At 52.4% G+C, this 17311-nt stretch carries 15 protein-coding genes; 3 read left to right on the top strand and 12 right to left on the bottom strand.

Annotated elements, in window-relative coordinates; all coding sequences use genetic code 11:
* Positions 1-22: 22 nt before the first annotated feature.
* The 3 genes from D4L85_RS14530 to D4L85_RS14520 form a co-directional block, all read right to left on the bottom strand.
* The gene (locus D4L85_RS14530; protein ID WP_119754973.1) at positions 23-871 is read right to left on the bottom strand and encodes a sugar phosphate isomerase/epimerase family protein; all 849 of its coding nucleotides are present in this window, start codon (positions 869-871) and stop codon (positions 23-25) included.
* 22 nt (positions 872-893) lie between these two features.
* Complete coding sequence (locus tag D4L85_RS14525) at positions 894-1403, bottom strand: hypothetical protein (protein WP_119754972.1); 510 nt, start codon at positions 1401-1403, stop codon at positions 894-896.
* A 226-nt stretch (positions 1404-1629) separates the two neighbouring features.
* Entirely contained in the window at positions 1630-2715 is a 1086-nt protein-coding gene (locus tag D4L85_RS14520) for a hypothetical protein (RefSeq protein ID WP_160143735.1), read from the bottom strand.
* Between the two features lie 273 nt (positions 2716-2988).
* Between D4L85_RS14520 and D4L85_RS14515 the strand changes: the two genes are divergently transcribed.
* From D4L85_RS14515 to D4L85_RS14505, 3 genes are all read left to right on the top strand, one after another.
* Complete coding sequence (locus D4L85_RS14515; protein ID WP_119754970.1) at positions 2989-3942, top strand: OmpA family protein; 954 nt, start codon at positions 2989-2991, stop codon at positions 3940-3942.
* A 9-nt stretch (positions 3943-3951) separates the two neighbouring features.
* On the top strand, positions 3952-4116 hold the full coding sequence (locus tag D4L85_RS14510; protein WP_119754969.1) for a PLD nuclease N-terminal domain-containing protein: 165 nt from the start codon (positions 3952-3954) through the stop codon (positions 4114-4116).
* A 281-nt stretch (positions 4117-4397) separates the two neighbouring features.
* The gene (locus tag D4L85_RS14505; protein WP_119754968.1) at positions 4398-5375 is read left to right on the top strand and encodes a hypothetical protein; all 978 of its coding nucleotides are present in this window, start codon (positions 4398-4400) and stop codon (positions 5373-5375) included.
* 2 nt (positions 5376-5377) lie between these two features.
* On the opposite strand, the gene D4L85_RS14500 is transcribed toward D4L85_RS14505, so the two are convergent.
* The 9 genes from D4L85_RS14500 to D4L85_RS14455 form a co-directional block, all read right to left on the bottom strand.
* Positions 5378-5704 (bottom strand): hypothetical protein, encoded by a 327-nt coding sequence (locus tag D4L85_RS14500; RefSeq protein WP_228450899.1) that lies wholly within the window; start codon positions 5702-5704, stop codon positions 5378-5380.
* A gap of 136 nt (positions 5705-5840) precedes the next feature.
* Positions 5841-7910, bottom strand: a complete 2070-nt coding sequence (locus D4L85_RS14495; protein WP_119754967.1) for a tetratricopeptide repeat-containing sensor histidine kinase — start codon at positions 7908-7910, stop codon at positions 5841-5843.
* Between the two features lie 75 nt (positions 7911-7985).
* A complete protein-coding gene (locus tag D4L85_RS14490) occupies positions 7986-9215 on the bottom strand; it encodes an MFS transporter (RefSeq protein WP_119754966.1) in 1230 nt (409 codons plus the stop codon).
* Positions 9216-9310: 95 nt separating this feature from the next.
* Positions 9311-10456 (bottom strand): cystathionine gamma-synthase, encoded by a 1146-nt coding sequence (locus D4L85_RS14485; RefSeq protein WP_119754965.1) that lies wholly within the window; start codon positions 10454-10456, stop codon positions 9311-9313.
* Between the two features lie 112 nt (positions 10457-10568).
* Positions 10569-10961 (bottom strand): hypothetical protein, encoded by a 393-nt coding sequence (locus tag D4L85_RS14480; RefSeq protein ID WP_119754964.1) that lies wholly within the window; start codon positions 10959-10961, stop codon positions 10569-10571.
* Positions 10958-11581 carry a ParA family protein gene (locus D4L85_RS14475; RefSeq protein WP_073137602.1) on the bottom strand — a complete coding sequence of 208 codons (624 nt, stop codon included), beginning with the start codon at positions 11579-11581 and terminating at the stop codon, positions 10958-10960. The genes D4L85_RS14480 and D4L85_RS14475 overlap by 4 nt, the downstream gene beginning before the upstream one ends.
* A gap of 172 nt (positions 11582-11753) precedes the next feature.
* Entirely contained in the window at positions 11754-13070 is a 1317-nt protein-coding gene (locus tag D4L85_RS14470; RefSeq protein WP_119758800.1) for a dihydrolipoamide acetyltransferase family protein, read from the bottom strand.
* A gap of 239 nt (positions 13071-13309) precedes the next feature.
* On the bottom strand, positions 13310-15757 hold the full coding sequence (locus D4L85_RS14460; protein WP_119754962.1) for a DUF5686 family protein: 2448 nt from the start codon (positions 15755-15757) through the stop codon (positions 13310-13312).
* Positions 15758-15972: 215 nt separating this feature from the next.
* Positions 15973-17283: a competence/damage-inducible protein A gene (locus D4L85_RS14455; protein ID WP_119754961.1), complete on the bottom strand. Its 1311-nt coding sequence runs from the start codon at positions 17281-17283 to the stop codon at positions 15973-15975.
* Positions 17284-17311 lie beyond the last annotated feature (28 nt).

Raw genomic sequence — 17311 nt, 5'->3', positions numbered from 1 at the left:
TGTGTTGGTCTGGGATGGATGATTAGAGGGACTTCAGGTATTTCAGGCTTTGGGGAACTTGCGTCTTCACAGCGCTGCTTTCATCTTCAATGTAATAGTGCTCGATGGCCGATTGCTGCGCTGCCTTGATCACCTCGGCAATGTTGATCTGACCGGTGCCGAGGGCGACGTCGTTCTCCTGCGAGGTGCCGCCCGTAAAATCGCCTTTCACGCCTTTGCGCAAGTCTTTCACATGCATGAGCTTGAGCCGCTTGCCATATTTCTTCAACAGCTGCGCCGGGTCCTGACCGGGGTGAAAGGCCCAGAGGATATCCAATTCAAAGTTCACGTAGGCCGGGTTGGTGTTCGCCACCAGGTAGTCGAACAACGTACCTTTTTCATAGGACACAAATTCATAGCCGTGGTTGTGATAGCAGAAACTGAGGTTGAATTCTTCCTTCAGGATTTTGCCGGCCGCATTAAAATCGTCGGCTGCTTTTTTGATTAAGACGGCATCCACCGTTTTTCCTTCGTGTGGGATCCACGCCACCCGCACAAACGAAGCTCCCAATGTTTTGGCGTTGTTGCCCACCTCGCGGGTTTTGTTGTTCAGGTCGTCGTAGCTCACACCAAACGAAGAGCAGTGCAAGCCCCGGGCGTCGAGCAGGGCGCGGAGCTCTGCGGCCGTTTTGCCAAACAGGTTCGAAAATTCAATGTCGGTAATGCCCAACGCCTTGATCGTGTCGAGCGTGAGGGCTACGTCTTTCTGAAAGCTGTTGCGATAGGTGTAGGAAACAATGCCCGGTGTGTTCTTCAACGTTTTGCCAAAGCGCTGCGCAACGGCGCCGAAAGTCGCGGAAGCAAGGAGCAGGATAATCAAACTTTTTTTCATGCTATAGGGGATGGAGATTTGTTTAGTCTTTTGTGACCTGGGAAAAGTCTACCCAGTAATGATGACTTGTGGAATGATCTTCAACACCAACTTTTAAAAAGCCGGCAAAGTCCTTTACGCCGAGCAACAGTTCTTTCTTGTCGTTTCGCGTCACCAGATCAAGCGTCCCACCGTCGTCGAAGACCAGCGTGGCCGTGTAGTCCGACCAGTTCATGTCGTGGGATTGGATCCGGCTTTGCACGTGTTGGGCAAAGTTGGCTTTGGTGATCACGATGCGATCCAAGGCGTTGAACTTTTTGGTTTCCTTGCTAAAAGGAATGCCGAGCATGGACAGATAGTCATCATACACTTTCTTTTCCAGATCGATCGCTGTGACGTAACGCGTGGTGAGAATAATGGCTGTTAGCAAGATCAGCACTACGCCCCACAGCGGATGTCCGATCGCAAGCACGTATAAACCGGCAAAAAACAAGACCGGTGAAAAGAGCTTAAGTCCTACGGGAAAATAAGGAATGATTATTTTCTTTGTCATAGATACGGCCAGGTGCTTCCTTAAAGATAATGATTTTACACACTTCCTTTTCGCCAGTATATATGGACGGCTGGAGAGACATTTCTCCGGAAGTTGATCCGGCCATCATCTTAAAATCCAGCGTGTCATGTAAGGGTGACAGCGTTTTTAAACGTCTCGCAAAATTTCATCGACACAAAAAAGGCTGTCCTTGTGAGACAGCCTCCTAAACTTGAACACATGCCGATCAGCCGTTGACCTCCAGGTCGCCACGCAGTGCATCCACCTCATCCAACACGGGCTTCAGAACCGTTTCGAGTTTTTCTTTTGAGCCGTCTGCGTACTGCAGGTAGGCTACCGGTTTTTCGTTTTCATCTACGATCACAATATCGCCTATCTTTTCATTGTTGGCCTTCAGCACGAGCTTCACGATATTGTTCCAATTCACTTGCGATTGGTTAGCGGCCTCCACGTCGATGGTGCCTTCCAGCTTGAGGTTTCTCACCTGCACAAAGCCATCGATCTTTTTCAAACTTTCTTCCGACTTGGTGTTGTCTTTGTAGGTGGCCGTCACTTGTGTGCTCACCAGTGTCGTTTGATCGCCCGACAATGCGATGGCCAGGGTGGACGTGGTGCTGCCGGCAACATCGAACCCAACAGTGATGGTGAAAGGTTTTGCCAGGGCGCTGATGTCGGCCGTTAAAGGAAAGCCGTAGTCATCCCAGGTCATCGCGAGGTTGAGCGCTGCTAGTTTTTCGTTGCTGACAAACAGCTCGGCTTTCAGTTCCTCGGGTTGGTAAAAATATTGCTGATTTTCTTCGTCGTAAACCTCCACTTCAGTATAAGCCGATAGTTTAAGCTCGGCGTCGTTGGTGGCTGAGCCTTCGGTGGGGAATTGAATGCGGATGGTGCTGGCGTCGGCGGTTCTCTGAAATTCTTCATTCTCCGAGTTCCAGGCATATACGCCGGTGTTGGCCTCGAAGTCAAAAGGTTCATCGCCTTGTGTGCGGCCGGTCGCTGCCTTCGCTGTGGCGAACACAGAACGGAACGCTTTGCCTTTATCGCGGAAGAAATGTTTGGAGTTCTGTTCTGCTGCGCGACCGAAGGGATCGTCGGAAGACGTGAGGTCGAAGAAATCTTTCACGGCCTTGAAACCTTGGGCGCTGGACAGGTCTTGCAGATCGGTCTTTGCATCGGTGTTGAATTGCGAGATCTTCGTTTTCGCATCCTCCTTCGAGGGCTGACTGACCTGATCGTCGTCTTTGTTGCAGGCCGAGAGGCCCACCAGCAGTGAGAAAGAAAAAATGGAGAGAGTCTTTTGGGTAAGGGTCATAAAAAATTTACGATTTGTGAGTTTTGTTTTTACTTTCGTGTTGTTGCACTTTCCGGATATGCATATCGAAAAAATCAATAGGGGCTTATACGGCGATGCCAAAGGAAAGGGTTGCAAAAAAATTGAAAATAATTTCATGCACGGGGCGAGACACGGGACGCTTGTAAAAGGTTGTGAAGACTCTATAATTTTTGCTCCGCCTCGCGTAGGAAAGACTCCGTCCAGCGTACGAATGAACTTAAACCACCTATAACTATAATCTCTGCGATCCGTATGTTCCTGAACAAAATTCTATTCGGTCTCTTGTTGTGCTCCCTGTTTTCATCGTGCATCGTTTCCAAAAAGAAATACGATGCGTTGTTGGCACAAAAAATACAAACCGATGCCGACCTCTCCGATCGCGCCACGGCGCTCGACAAAGCCAATGCCGACATCAAAGATCTCAACGACAAACTTGCGCGGCTGAAGGAAGACACCACCAACCTGGGTATCGACCAACGAAACACTTCACAACGGCTGGGGGCTTTGGAGAAAGAACACCATCAGCTGAACACCACCTATAAAAACCTGATGACGAGCAGCGGCAAGCTGAACCGCGACCTCACCCAACAACAAGAACAACTGCTGGCCATCCAGCAAAACCTCGAACAAACCCGCAAGCTCAACGACTCGCTGAGTGTAGGACTTGCCGAACGCGAGAAAAAAGTAAAAGAACTGGAACAGGTGTTGGCCGCTAAAGACAAAGCCGTGCAAGATCTGAAGAACAAGATCACCGGCGCGTTGCTCAACTTCAAGGAAGGCGACATCACCGTCAAGGTGAAGAATGGCAAAGTATATGTATCCCTGGCCGAACAACTTCTCTTTGGCTCCGGAAGCATTGAAGTCGACAGCAAAGGGGTTACGGCACTGCAACAATTGGCCAAGGCCATCAAAGATCAAAAAGACATCAACATCCTGGTGGAAGGTCACACCGACAATGTGCCCATTTCCAAAAAATCGCAGTACATGAACGACAACTGGGACCTCAGCGTGATGCGCGCCACGGCCATCACCAAGATCCTGACCAAAGCGGGTGTGAGCGCCCAACAGGTGACACCGTCGGGCCGCGGCGAATACATGCCGCTGGCCGCCAACGACACACCGCAAAACAAACAGAAAAACCGCCGCACGGAGATCATCATCACCCCCAATCTCGACGAACTTTTCAAAATCCTGGAATCAAACTAAACCTTACCTATGGCACGCCTGATATCTCTCCTCATTCTCATCCTCGATGTTGTTGTGATCCTCGACATCCTGCGAAGCAATAAAGACAACGAAAAGAAAATATTGTGGATCATTGCCGTCGTATTTCTGCCCGTGCTGGGACCGATTTTCTATTACGTGATCGGCAAAAAATAAATCGACGCCAAAATTTCAGCCTTGCCTGGCCCCGGAAACACCGGTGTCCAGGGCAGGTGCTGGACAGATTTTGGCCGGAAATGGGATGGAGCCCGGGCATTTGCTCCACCCCAGCCCTACCCTTTTATCGAGTTCCGGTTGCTCCGGATAGAGATATCTCCTAAATTCCCTACCGCTACCGTGACTTTTCCCCTCCTCCGGGATTGACTACAGGGATGGAATGATTTTTGGCGTTGTTTTCGCGTGAATGGCATTTTTACGATCACCTTAACTGTTTTCTTATGAAACGTCTTTTGATCGCATGCTTTGTTCTGGTTGGCTTATCCGCGTTCTCTTACCCTATCAGCCCGGCACCCCTGCGCACGTTGGTGATCGAAAGTGACTATATCCTGGTGGGATACGTCATGGACATCCGCGACATCCTGGAAAACACCAATGAGCAGCAACCCGATTCGGCCACCGGAAGACTCTCGCTCCAGGAATATTTTCAGAAAGGCTATTCCGTCGACTATTCGATCGCGCGCATCCTGGTGCGGGAAATGTTGCAAGGGGAAATACAGGAATCCATCATTGAGTTATCGTTCGAACCCTTTATGGTTCGCCCCGCGCCCGACCAATTTAAGGTTGGCACGGAGGTGCTTTTGTTTCTGAAGAAAAATGAAAGCGGCGAATACTACACCCACACGCCTTCCTATGGCGCCAAAACGCTGGAGCTTCCACAAATCGAGGTCTACAAAAAGCGCATCCAGGAAATGCAGCGCATCATGACCCATCCCGACGGGCTTGATAAATATATGGAAACCGTGGAATGGCTGGTGCGATGCGCCGAAAATGAGGCCACGCGCTGGGAAGGTGTTTACGAGCTTTCGCCCGAAAGCGACTTCATGTCTTACTATGCCCGAAGCCCCTTTGAATTTTTCCGTTTCCTCCTCAGCCCCGAGCAAAAAGAACGCCTCCGCACCGCCTTGCTCGCCAGTACAGAAACCGAATACAATAACCTCGGTCTCATCGACCTGGTGTATGTTGGCAAAGAGAGCGACGACGTCTATCAATACATGTTTCGCTCCCTGAAAAATCTTCCGGAAAATTCATATTGGTATGCCGATGAGTTTATGCAACGGATGCTCTACGCGAAATCATCACCCGAGCTGGAAACGCTCACCAAATCCTACCGCGAAGCCAAATACGAACAGGATGTTTCGCGCCGGCGCTTGAAAAGCATCTTGAATGACTTCATTGCACGCGCCGGCGGAAAATAAGATCATGCACCCGGACGCACCTGTGCGTCGTGTTTGTTGCGTCGCAACTGGCGGCTGGCGCGATTTTGTTTATGCTCAATCTGCGCCCGTTCGCGGCGCGTCACTTCGCCATCCGCTTTTGCCCGGCGTTCGGTGCGGCGGATGTTGCGTTGATCGTGGCGCGCTTGGGCCGTCTCCCGGCGGGTGAGTTCACCACTGGCGGCGCCGCTGCGGATGCGTTCCCGCTGCAAAGCCTCCCGCTGATCGACCCCGGGCGTAGCCACCTGGGCTTGGGCGTGATACAAACCGACAACTGCTACAAAAGCAAAAAGAGCCATCACCTTTTTCATCTTCCAATGTGTTTGATTTGGCCCTTTAGACAGAGATCTTGGATGGAGGTTTAATGGAGGAAAATGCTTTTTTTGAGCGGGTGCAAACCGCAATCCGTCGGGAATCCCACAAAAGGGTCCATCCCAAATCACTAAATCAATTGTTGTGGAGCGGGAACCGGATCGTGAACGTGCTTCCTTTTCCCTGTTCCGATTCCAGGGCAATGCTGCCTTTCAAACGGTCGACCAGGGTCTTTACAATGGCCAGCCCAAGCCCGTTGGACGACTCGCCGTCGGTGGGACGGGCGCTCAGCTTTTTGAATTTCTGGAAGAGTTGCAGCTTGTCTTTTTCGGAAAAGCCCTGCCCCTGGTCGCTGATGGAGATCCAAAGTTCACCATTGGACTTTCCTGCCGATACCGACACGGAAGTCTGCCGCTTTGAAAACTTGACGGCGTTGGTCAGCAGGTTGTCTACAATGCGGCTCAGGTAGTCGGCGTCCATCTGCACTTCAACGCTTTCGATCTTCGCGATGTGCAGGTGAATGCTTTTGGCTTCGGCGGCGGGCAGTATGTTGTTGGTCTTCTCCAGCAAGAAGGCGCTGATGTCGAATATTGAGAGGTTGAGGATCACGCTTTCTTCCAGCATGTGCACATCGAGCAAATCCTTGATCAGGTCCAATCCCGCTTGTGTGGCGTCTTTTGTCATGCGCACAAAGTCCTGCTGGTCTTTGTTGAGGTGGCCCTCCATCTCCATGAGGTCGGTAATGCCTTTGATGCGGTTGAGCGGCGACTTGAGGTCGTGTGCCACAATGCTCATGAGCGTATCCTTTTCGTGATTGAGGTCCGACAGCTGCTGGTTGCGGCGGGAGAGTTTTTCGTTTTGATCCACGATCTCTTCACGCTGGTTTTGGATGAACTGATTTTGTTGCGCCAGCTTCTCGTTGATCTCGCGACGCTTCTTGCTGCTGCGCCATTGCACAAAGCCCAGCAAACTCACGGCCACGATGATGATGCCCAGAATGATGTTGGACATGCGTTGTTGCTTGATGATGGCTTCCGTCTTCACCTGGTCCACCTTCAGCAACTCGTTTTCCCTTTCCTTGCGCTCAATCTCGATCTCGAATTGCAGCCGCTCCACCTGGCGCGCGAGGTCCAGGTCTTTGATGGAATCTTTCAGCAACAAGTAGGCGTTGAGGTTGGTCAACACCGAGAGCTTGTTTTTTTCTTTTTCAGATATTTTCCAAAGGTAATAGTGCGCCTCCATCTTCGAGGCGATGTCGTTGGTGGACTTGGCGATGTCGAGGCCCAGGTTGAAAAATTTCTTTGCCGCGATGAGATCGCGTTGCTCCAGCTTGATCTGGCCCATCGAGATGTAGGCCTGGGGCAGCATGCGCATGTTGCGCTTTGCCGCGATCACCTTGAGCGCCTCGGCGCAAATGCTCTCGGCTTCGTTGAGCTCGCCCCGGTTGAGAAAACTTTCCGACAGCGAAATGTGCACCTCGGCCAGGTTGATCTCATCGTTTATCACACGCCCCGCAGAGTCGGCCAGGTGCAGGTAGCGGAGGGCCTTGTCGTGTTGGTTGTTGTCTTGATAGAACCGGGCCGTTTGCGAATAGCCCGACATGATGTCGCGTGTATTGCCCAGGGCAAGCCTGATCTTGTTTGCTTTGAGATAATTGCTTTCCGCTTTCGGATAATCGTGCTGGGATTTGTAGAGGTTGGCCAGGCTCTGGTAGGTGTAGGCCAGGCCGCTGGAGTCGTTCAGGTCTTCGAAGATGGAAAGGGCGCGGATGAAATAATCGTAAGAGCGTGCCAGCAGGCCCTGCTCAAAGAAAAGCCTACCCAGGTTGTTGTTGGAATAGGCCGTTTGAATGGAGTCGTTTTGGTCCATGGCAACCTTCAGGGCCTTCCCATAGTTGTCGAACGCGCCGATCCGGTCGCCCTTGTAGTTGAGCGCTACGCCGATAAAGTTGAGGGGCTCGGCCAGGCCGGAAGGAAGCTTAAGACGCTGCCCGAGTTCATAGGACTGGCGGGCGTAAAATACGGTGCTGTCTGGATAAGAAAACCGGTATTCCCAGGCCACATCGTTTAAAAGCTCGAAACGGGTTTTGCCTTCCGCGGAATGCAGTTGTCGGGATAGGCTGTCTATTAAATGCAGGTTCTGGGCAATTGTGCAGGTCGACCAAAAAAGAAGGAATAGGGAGAGAATGAGGGGCTTCTTCAACACGCGTGAATCTTTTTACATGGAAAGATTGCAATAAAGTTAATCTTTCACAAGAACCAATTTGGCGCTAAAACCACTCTAGTCTATCTCCTCAAAATTCATATCGCGTCCAAAGGTCTCGTCAATTGCTCCCAGGGCAATAAAAGCGATAATAATTGTTGTCACACCAATTATCAGCGCGCCATGAATAGGGCCTACCTGGCCTCTCAAATAATTAAAAATCATGGCCAGCGGAATCACGGTGCCTCGAATAAAATTGGGTACCGTTGTGGCCACCGTCGAGCGCAAATTGGTGCCAAACTGCTCGGCGGCAATGGTCACAAACAATGCCCAGTAGCCGATCCCCACCCCGAGTAAAAAGCATGTGAAGTAAAAGAAGGTTGTGGTATGCACGGGCATGAACAAATACAAGCAAAAGAACGCCAGGGTCAGGAGAATGAAAACCATCACGATCTTTTTTCGCGATCCGACCCACTGACTGATAGAGCCGCTGGCCATGTCGCCCACGGCCAAGCCGATGTAGCTATACATCACGGCATCACCCGCCGATATGGTACCTTCTATTCCCAGCGTACGCGCAAACTCCGGCGAGAAGGTGATCAAAATGCCAATGGCAAACCAGATGGGTAGTCCGATAAAAATACATCCCATGTATTTCAGAAAGCGGCTGCGGTTGGTGAACAGTTGCCAAAAGTTTCCGCGCTGGATCTGCATGGTCTTTGTCTTCAGAAAAATACCGGATTCAAACACACTCACGCGTGCGATTAAAAGTAACAAGCCCATGGCACCCCCGATAAAAAAGGAAGTTTGCCAGGCAAAGGCCTTCGAGAGAAAATTGCCTACCACAGCACCCATCAATCCAACCGAAGCGATGATCGTCGTGCCATATCCGCGCAAATGGGTCGGCAACGTTTCGGAAACCAACGTGACACCCGCACCCAACTCTCCCGCCAAACCAATGCCTGCGATAAAACGAAGCCATCGATATTGCTCCACATTGGTGGCAAAGCCGTTGGCAATGTTGGCCAGTGAATACAACAAAATAGAACCGAACAATACGGAAAGACGTCCGCGCTTATCGCCCATGATGCCCCAGATGATGCCGCCGGTCAGCAGTCCGGCCATTTGAAAAGAGATCAGGTATTCGCCTTGCGTTTGCAGATCGGCGGGCGTGGCAACACCCATCGATGTGAGGCTTGGGATCCGCACGATGCTGAACAGCAACAAGTCATAGATATCAACAAAGTAACCCAGCGCTGCTACGATGACGGGGATACTAAAAAGTTGTTTCAGATCTCTTTGGTCCACTGTATTTGAAGTTTATCGGTATGCGTTTCCAACACCCTGCCCTGCAGCCATCTGCTTTGCGTTTCGGATGAATGATGATCGGGTTTGCGGCCGTCCTAAACTTTCGCCAAGGCTTGCGTCAGGTCTTCGATCAGATCTTCGGCATCCTCCACCCCGATGCTGAGGCGGATGAGTGAATCGAGCAGACCGTTCTTGATGCGTTCTTCCTTGGGAATGCTGGCGTGTGTCATCGAAGCCGGGTGATTGATCAGGGACTCCACTCCGCCCAACGATTCGGCGAGCGAAAACAGCGACATGCTTTCCATCAGCTTCGTGGCTTTCTCCTGGCTGTCGTCTTTTAGCGTGAACGAGAGCATGCCTCCAAAATCGCGCATTTGTTTCTTCGCGATGTCGTGATTGGGATGGTCCGTAAATCCGGGCCAATATACTTTTCCCACTTTAGGATGGGCGTTCAGGAATTCGGCGATGCGCTTGCCGTTCAGGCAATGTCTTTCCATGCGCAGGTGCAACGTCTTGATGCCGCGCAATACGAGAAACGAATCTTGCGGGCCAGGCACAGCGCCACACGAGTTTTGAATAAAGGCCAGTTCCTGGTAAAGTTTTTCGTCGTTCATCACCAACGCGCCCATAATCACATCGGAGTGGCCGCTGAGATATTTGGTCACGGAGTGCATCACGATGTCGGCACCAAGGTCGAGGGGATTCTGAAGATAGGGTGAAGCAAACGTGTTGTCTACGGCCACCAAAATGTTTTTCTTCTTGGCAATGTCCACGCAGGCTTTGATGTCGATGATGTTCATCAACGGGTTGGTGGGGGTCTCCAGCCAAAATAGTTTGGTCTTGTCGTTTACGAGCGGTTGGATGTTCGCCGTTTTGGTGAGGTCGATGAAATGGAATTTGATGCCGTATTTTTCAAACACGCGCTTGAACATGCGGTAAGATCCGCCGTAGAGGTCGTTGGTGGTGATCACTTCATCGCCGGGGTTGAGCAGTTTGATCACGGCATCGGTCGCGCCCATGCCCGATGAAAAGCAAATGGCAAACTTGCCGTTCTCCAGGGCGGCAATACTTTTCTGAAGTGCGTTTCGCGTAGGGTTGGCACCCCGCGCATAGGCATATCCTTTGTGTTTTGCCGGCGACTCCTGCACATAGGTGGAGGTTTGATAGATCGGTGTCATGATCGCACCCGTCGACGGATCGGGCTCTACGCCCGCGTGCACGGCTTTCGTTCCAAACTTCATATCGTTACTGTTTAGGATATTTTTTTCTTTTTGTACGACAGCAAACTTAACAACATAAATGGATTACCCATGAGGCGATCACCGGTCTTCGGGTTGCTGCGCTTGGCCACGGCTACTGTTTTTTCCAGTATTCACGAATGGCCTCTTTCCAAAGGCTCCCGCTCTTGAGGTAGAGGGCGGTGTTGATAAGCATTTTATCTTCCGGGAGGGATTTCTTTTGCGTTTCCAGCGTCTGGATGATGAGATCATACAGCTTCTGGCGGAAGAAGACGCCTTCCTTTTCGGACAGGGTTTTCAGGTCCTGCAGGATGCTGGCGGTGCTCACTTCTTCCGGGGTGCTGGCCTGGGGTGCCGGCGCTTCTACTTTGGGTTGCTCTTTGATCGCTGGGGCCGGCGGGGCAGTCTCTTCGATTTTCTCGCGCAGGGAAGGAGGCGACACCAGTGAGGCGGCCTGTTGTTTCAAAAATTCGTCGAGGTCTTTTAACGTGTTCTTTTTCTTGCTCATGCGAGAGTGTTCAGAATGGCTTGGGCGATGGGCTGATAGGCCTTTTCGGCCTCCAGGGTACTGAAATTTACGAAAAGATTTTTCTGAGGCACGATCACCGGCAGAATTATGGCGTCCAGGTTTTTCAGGTGTTCACGCACGGTATAGAGGTTGGTTCCGCTGTGGATGCGGTTGGGCAAAATGGCGATCTTCAAGCGCGGGTTCAACTCGCGGGCCGGCGCCAGGTCGGCCACGGTCTGGTAGGTCACCAGCAGGTCGTTTTGGGTCAGGCTGGTCGGCACCACCACGATGTCGCTCACCAGGCAAAGCTTCTTAATCCCTTCGTCGGTGGTCTTACCGGCGCTGTCGACAATGATAATGTCGTTCTTTTTGCTGGCTTTCAACTGCGAAAGCTCGTCCGCCACCTGGGCATCACCCGAACCCAGCAGTTCGAACCCCTTCACACCGTCTTTGGCTTTGAACATCTCCATCTTCCGGAGGGTGTTCAGCGTGTAGTTCGTATCGGTTTCCACCAGCAGGATGCGTTTGCCCATGTGGTGCAGGGTGGTGGCCAGGTTAATGGCGTTGGTGGTCTTTCCGGTGCCTCCTTTGCGGCTGATGAACGATACAATACTGGACATGGACTCAAGTAAAATCCAATTTCCCAGAAATCAAAGGCCGTTTAAGCGCAAAGGCGCGGAGACGTAAGGTTAATGCAAAGATTTCATTTGCATCCCTACGTCTCCACGCCCTTTCTTTGCTCGCCGACTTGCCCGCTGTAGCTTTAGCGAAGGCGAGACGGTTGAATTTTCCTTAAGCGGTCCGGTTCACATCAAACTTCTCGAGGTAGTCGGCTACGCGCCGCACAAAGCTTCCGCCCAGGGCTCCATCCACCACGCGGTGGTCATAGGAGTGGGAAAGGAACATCTTATGCCGGATCGCGATCACGTCACCGTAGGGTGTTTCGAGAACCGAAGGTTTCTTCTGAATGGCGCCCAAAGCGATAATGCCCACCTGCGGCTGCATGATGATGGGGGTGCCCATCACGTTGCCGAACGATCCCACGTTGGAGATGGTAAAGGTGCCGCCCGCCAGTTCGTCGGGTTTGAGCTTATTGTCGCGGGCGCGTTTGGCCAGGTCGTTAACGATCTTGGCCAGGCCACTGATGTTATATTGATCGGCATTGCGAATGACCGGCACAATGAGGTTGCCCGACGGCAGCGCCACGGCCATGCCGATGTTGATGTCTTTTTTCTTGATGATCTTGTCGCCATCCACCTGGATGTTCATCATGGGATAGTCCTTGATGGCGTTGGCGACGGCTTCGATAAAGATCGGCGTAAACGTCAACGTGTCGCCATCGCGTTTCTGGAACTCGTTCTTCATTTTGTTTCTCCAGAACACCACGCCGGTCACATCGGCTTCCACGAAGGAAGTCACGTGTGGGGCGGTGCGTTTGGAGTCGACCATGCGTTCGGCGATCATTTTGCGCATGCGATCCATTTCGATGATCTCGTCTGCGCCGCTCACCGACACGGGCACTTTGGGTGCGCCGCCGTTGGAACCGACGTTCACGGCATGTTGTACGGCCTGCACCGTTGCTCCCAGCTTGCGATGCTGCACATAGTCCAATACATCTTTCTTGGTCACGCGACCTTCTGCGCCGGAACCGGCGATGGTCTCCAACTCGGCCACGGTGATGCTTTCTTCTTTCGCGATGTTCTTCACCAGGGGTGAATAAAAACGTGAGCTACCTTTGAAGTCGACCGGGGCATGCGCGCCGTTTCCATTGCCGTTCGTATGAACCGCGGCGGCATGTGTTGCAACGGCAGGCATAGACGCCGCCTTAACGGGCGCCGCTGGAGCGCTCGGTGTGGCGCCGGCCTCCACATTGGATTCGATGATGGCGATGGGACTGCCCACCTTTACCACATCGCCTTGCTTGGCGAGGATCTCTTTCAGCACGCCGGCGTGGGTCGACGGCACTTCGGTGTCCACTTTGTCGGTGGCCACTTCCAGCACGGATTCGTCCTGCTCAATTTTATCGCCAGGCTTTTTCAACCAGGATAAAATGGTGGCCTCCATAATGCTTTCGCCCATTTTAGGCATGATCAGTTCTACTTGCGCCATGAGTCTTTTCAATGGTTTCGCCGCAAGTTAACACTTTTGGCTTTTAAAAATATGGCTTGTTATGAGATCGTTTTCGATCCCGGATTTTCAAACTTTTATTTGGCCTTTCGACGACTTTGTAGAAGAAAGAGAAAGCCATCGGTTGCCGGATTTCCATACAAACCTTAGGCAGTTTGACGCGAATTTTTCAGCAGCAAACCTGACAACCGGAAGTTTGCCGGTCTGTTCAGGATCCGGCATCAAAACGTGAAGGTGAAGTTGATCCGGTAAGCAAAATTATCCTGCTGCCGGAGGAAGCGATACGGGCCGTAGCGGTAAAAGACGGAGCCTCCGAAATTGTAGTAGCCCAACCCGAAATAGGGAATGCGGATAATATTGTCCATCCCTACCCCGGACTCCAGATAGCCCTTGTCCATGCTTTGCATCAACACACCCGTATGAAGCTGGCTGTGGTCCAGCGCGCCGATGCCGGCGTTTTGAAAGATCAGCAATTCGGGCTTCGAATATTTTTTGTTCATCAGCACATTGCCAAAGTTATGCCGCAGGAACAGCCCGGCATATTTGGATGCCGAAAATTCATACAGGCCCATGGTCTGGAAATAATTCTCCACATAAAACGAAGAAGTCTTGGCACCGCGGCCATTGAACAGTTTCCCATAGGGCGCCACACCGTCGACGATGCCGCCCGTGAGGCCGATAACGGTTTTTCCAAAACCACTGTATTTGGTCTGATGCTTTACCGTGAGATCATAGATCGTGTAGTGGAAGTCTTTCGCATCGAAGAGCGGGATCGCCTTGGTAATGGAAAACGTAGCGGTGGGAAACTTATGCGTCAGAAATATTTTCTTGCCCCGCAGACTGGTGTAGTTCTCCCGGCGCACATAGCGCACGCTGAACGCTGCCTCCGTGATGTCGAAAACATCTTGCGGTTCGCCGCTCACCTCGACCGTGTAAGGATAGGTTGGACGGATCTGCTGATGCGACAGCGAAAGGCGCGCATGAATGCTGGGCAGCACGCGATAGCCGAATTCGGTTTTGTAGTTGTCGATCCGGTCATAGCGCGACGCCGTCCATCGCCGGAACGACTCGCTGCTGAGGTATTGGCCTTCATTGTTTTGATGGAGCGAGCCGGTCTCGTAGATGTCATGCGCATAGGACAGGCGCAGGTACAAGTCGCGGTTCCGGTCAAAAGTGAACTTCACCTCTCCGCCGTATTTGGATTGCCGGTCGCTGATGCCATAGCCATAATAGCCTCCCACCCGCACGAGTTTGGAAACGCGATCGTTGGTGTACAGCCCCATCCCAAACCGGGCGCTCTCATACGCATTGAACGACATGACCTTGCTCAGGTCTACGTCGACCCACCCCACCGGAACCGTGCCGGTGACCAGCGCTTCAAAGGCCCCATCGAGCCAGCGCACTTTGCGCATGGCCGAATCCAAAAAGGTGTAGGTGTTCAACTCGCGGCGCTCCAACGGGCGGATGCGATGGGTTTCCAGGATGGACGCGTTCAGGTCTTTGCGCACGGCGGAAAGGTCCATCACGATGTCGCCAAATTCTTTTTTGTTTAATTCGGGATTGATCCGGACATCTCTCAAAAAATTGAGCTGCTGTGCTTTCATGCTCCGGCCGGCAAACACCAGATCGTGAAAGTCCAGGTCGGTGTTGAGTTGTACGGGGAACCAATGTCCGTCTATCTTCTCATAATCTTGTTGAATGCGAATGCCCACCAATCCCACCGGATCAGCCGCCGTGGCCGCCACATTCTTCACCGCATAACCATCCACGGCGATGGAGATGATGCCCTCCAGACCGTTGAACAGTTTTTTGTCGCGCGGCGCAAATTGAATCACGTATACGGTATCCGCCTGATAAAATGTGGTGTCCACCAGGTTGAAATCATAACGTCGAAAAGTGCCGGGCTGAAGGGGATTGATAAAGGCTTTCCCAAACAAGTTGATGTTCTCGTCGTAGAACGCAAACGGCTGCCCGTCCATGGCGGCGCTGCTAAACATCGGACTTCTGTATCCCGAAATTCGGTAGGCCAGCAATTGCTCTTTAACCTGCCCGGGATGCAAGACCTTCTTCTCAGAAACTGATTCACTGAGGAACAGGTTCGCCGAATCGGCCAGGGCATCGAATTGCAACAACGACTTTTGATCCTTCGTGAGCTTCACGCTATCGGGCCGTTGCCGGAGCGCTTGCATGATCGAGTCGGTCTTGTGATTGGGTTCGGATGGACTAATGAAGAATTTGGAGTAGGACGTGTAGCTATAGGATCTCAAGTTTTCCGGATCGTTCTCTTTCCGATGCTCGATCGCCTGCCGGATGATCTTAAAGGCCGGGTTCTCCCCCGAAAATACCGTGAACTCCGAAAGCACTGTCGACCCCGGCTTCAGTTTCACCACGGTCTTCCCCCGAAAAGCGCGCAACGGCAGCTTCGTCTTTTGATAGCTCACGTGCGAAAAATAAACCCACCCCTCATACCCCGCCGGAACGCGCAGCGTAAAATTGCCCTCCATATCCGTGTTGGCGCCGTGCCGCCCATCCTGCAAAGTAACGCTCACAAAAGCCACAGGCTGGGAACTGACGCTATCGATCACGCGGCCATAAATCGTGGTCGTGGTTTGGGCGGGAAGATTATAGGCCGCTATCATCAAAAAAAGAAAGGCCCCGATCAAACGCATATTTATTCCTTTACTGCTTGCTTACGGGATTAGTTGTGCAAAGTTGAAATCAGGAGCCCGAAGCTGGGAGCCTGAATTCAGTAGCCAGTAGTCAGTAGCTAAATATTAGGGCCGGGTTGGGGGGATAAATTTTGCGGCGCCTGTAGGGGTCTAGTTAGCTGCAAGTTTTGTCAATCGCAAGAATCAGGATACAAAAATACAAGTCCGCTTGTATTCTAACTTCTGACTCCTGGCTCCTGGCTCCTGGCTTCTGGCTCCTGTACTTTAGCTCCTGATCTCTCCACGTTCTGCCGGATCAAATTTAACACCGCTACCGATGCCATTTTAATATTGATTTCTCTGTCGGGTGACAGCTGTAGTTTCCTTGTGACCGTTTTGTCCTTGTCCGAGAAAGCAATCCAGACCGTGCCCACGGGTTTCTCGGGGGTAGCTCCGCCGGGGCCGGCGATGCCGCTGGTGGCTACGCCGATGTGGGTGTTGAATTTGGCGCGGACGATGTTGGCCATTTCGATGATGGTAGGCTCGCTCACGGCGCCGTGTTTTTCCAGCACCTCAGGTCTCACCCCAAGCTGACGCATTTTTACTTCGTAGGAATAGGGGATCATGGTGCCCAGGTAATAGTCGGAGCAGCCCGGCACGCTGGTGATGAGGTGTGAGAGGTATCCCCCGGTGCAGCTCTCGGCAATGGAGAGGGTGAGCTTGGCTTCGCGCAGCAATTTGCCGACTGTTACCTCCAGGGATTCCTCGCCATGCGCGTAGATGAAACTGCCGACAAGGGGTTGCAACTGGTCGCTGAGGGCCTCGGTCTCTGCTTTCAGTTCTGCTTCGGTGTCACCGATGGCCGTGAGCCGGAGCTTCACTTCACCCAGGCCGGGCAGGTAAGCCAGCTTGATATGGGGCGGAAGCGCATTTTCCCACGCGGCGATCTTGTCGGCCAGGAAGGATTCGCCAATGCCCACGGTGCGGATCACTTTGTGCACGATGACCGGTGTGGGGAAGGTCTGTTTGAGCTTGGGGATGACGATGTCGGTCATCATGCGTTTCATCTCGTGGGGCACACCGGGCATGGAGACAAACACTTTTCCGTTTCGATGGAACCACATGCCCGGGGCCGTGCCCATTTTGTTTGTGACCTTCTCGCAGCATTCGGGCAAGGCGGCTTGCTGGCGGTTCACGGCCGTGAGCTCGCGGCCGCGGCTGGCAAAGAATGCGGTTACCTCGGCCAGGGCCTCTTCGTTCATTTTGAGACCGCAGTTAAAATATTTTGCCAGGCAGGGTTTGGTCAGGTCGTCGTTGGTCGGGCCCAGGCCGCCGGTGATGAGCACGATGTCCACGCGTTGTTCGGCTTCGGCCAGAGCGGTGAGGATCTCGCTCTCAACGTCGCCCACACTGGTCTTGCGGACCACTTTGATGCCGGCTAAGCCCAGTTCGACACTCATCCATTGGGCGTTGGTGTCGGTGATTTGTCCGTAAAGAATTTCGTCTCCTATCGTGAGGAGCTCGGCGGTTATGGTTCTGTGGTTCATTATTTTTCTGAAAAATTTACCCGGCTCG

Origin of the sequence: Chryseolinea soli, assembly GCF_003589925.1 — a bacterium.
GTDB classification, from domain to species: Bacteria; Bacteroidota; Bacteroidia; order Cytophagales; family Cyclobacteriaceae; genus Chryseolinea; species Chryseolinea soli.
The sequence above is the reverse complement of the archived record's forward strand: the minus strand, read 5'-3'. Positions and strand labels throughout refer to the sequence as shown.

Excerpts from the sequence above, each read along its gene's own strand:
- D4L85_RS14520 (WP_160143735.1), bottom strand. The coding sequence starts at position 2,715 with ATGACCCTTACCCAAAAGACTCTCTCCATTTTTTCTTTCTCACTGCTG.
- D4L85_RS14525 (WP_119754972.1), bottom strand. The coding sequence starts at position 1,403 with ATGACAAAGAAAATAATCATTCCTTATTTTCCCGTAGGACTTAAGCTC.
- D4L85_RS14515 (WP_119754970.1), top strand. The coding sequence starts at position 2,989 with ATGTTCCTGAACAAAATTCTATTCGGTCTCTTGTTGTGCTCCCTGTTT.
- D4L85_RS14500 (WP_228450899.1), bottom strand. The coding sequence starts at position 5,704 with ATGAAAAAGGTGATGGCTCTTTTTGCTTTTGTAGCAGTTGTCGGTTTG.
- D4L85_RS14455 (WP_119754961.1), bottom strand. The coding sequence starts at position 17,283 with ATGAACCACAGAACCATAACCGCCGAGCTCCTCACGATAGGAGACGAA.
- D4L85_RS14470 (WP_119758800.1), bottom strand. The coding sequence starts at position 13,070 with ATGGCGCAAGTAGAACTGATCATGCCTAAAATGGGCGAAAGCATTATG.
- D4L85_RS14510 (WP_119754969.1), top strand. The coding sequence starts at position 3,952 with ATGGCACGCCTGATATCTCTCCTCATTCTCATCCTCGATGTTGTTGTG.
- D4L85_RS14460 (WP_119754962.1), bottom strand. The coding sequence starts at position 15,757 with ATGCGTTTGATCGGGGCCTTTCTTTTTTTGATGATAGCGGCCTATAAT.
- D4L85_RS14505 (WP_119754968.1), top strand. The coding sequence starts at position 4,398 with ATGAAACGTCTTTTGATCGCATGCTTTGTTCTGGTTGGCTTATCCGCG.
- D4L85_RS14485 (WP_119754965.1), bottom strand. The coding sequence starts at position 10,456 with ATGAAGTTTGGAACGAAAGCCGTGCACGCGGGCGTAGAGCCCGATCCG.
- D4L85_RS14480 (WP_119754964.1), bottom strand. The coding sequence starts at position 10,961 with ATGAGCAAGAAAAAGAACACGTTAAAAGACCTCGACGAATTTTTGAAA.
- D4L85_RS14475 (WP_073137602.1), bottom strand. The coding sequence starts at position 11,581 with ATGTCCAGTATTGTATCGTTCATCAGCCGCAAAGGAGGCACCGGAAAG.
- D4L85_RS14530 (WP_119754973.1), bottom strand. The coding sequence starts at position 871 with ATGAAAAAAAGTTTGATTATCCTGCTCCTTGCTTCCGCGACTTTCGGC.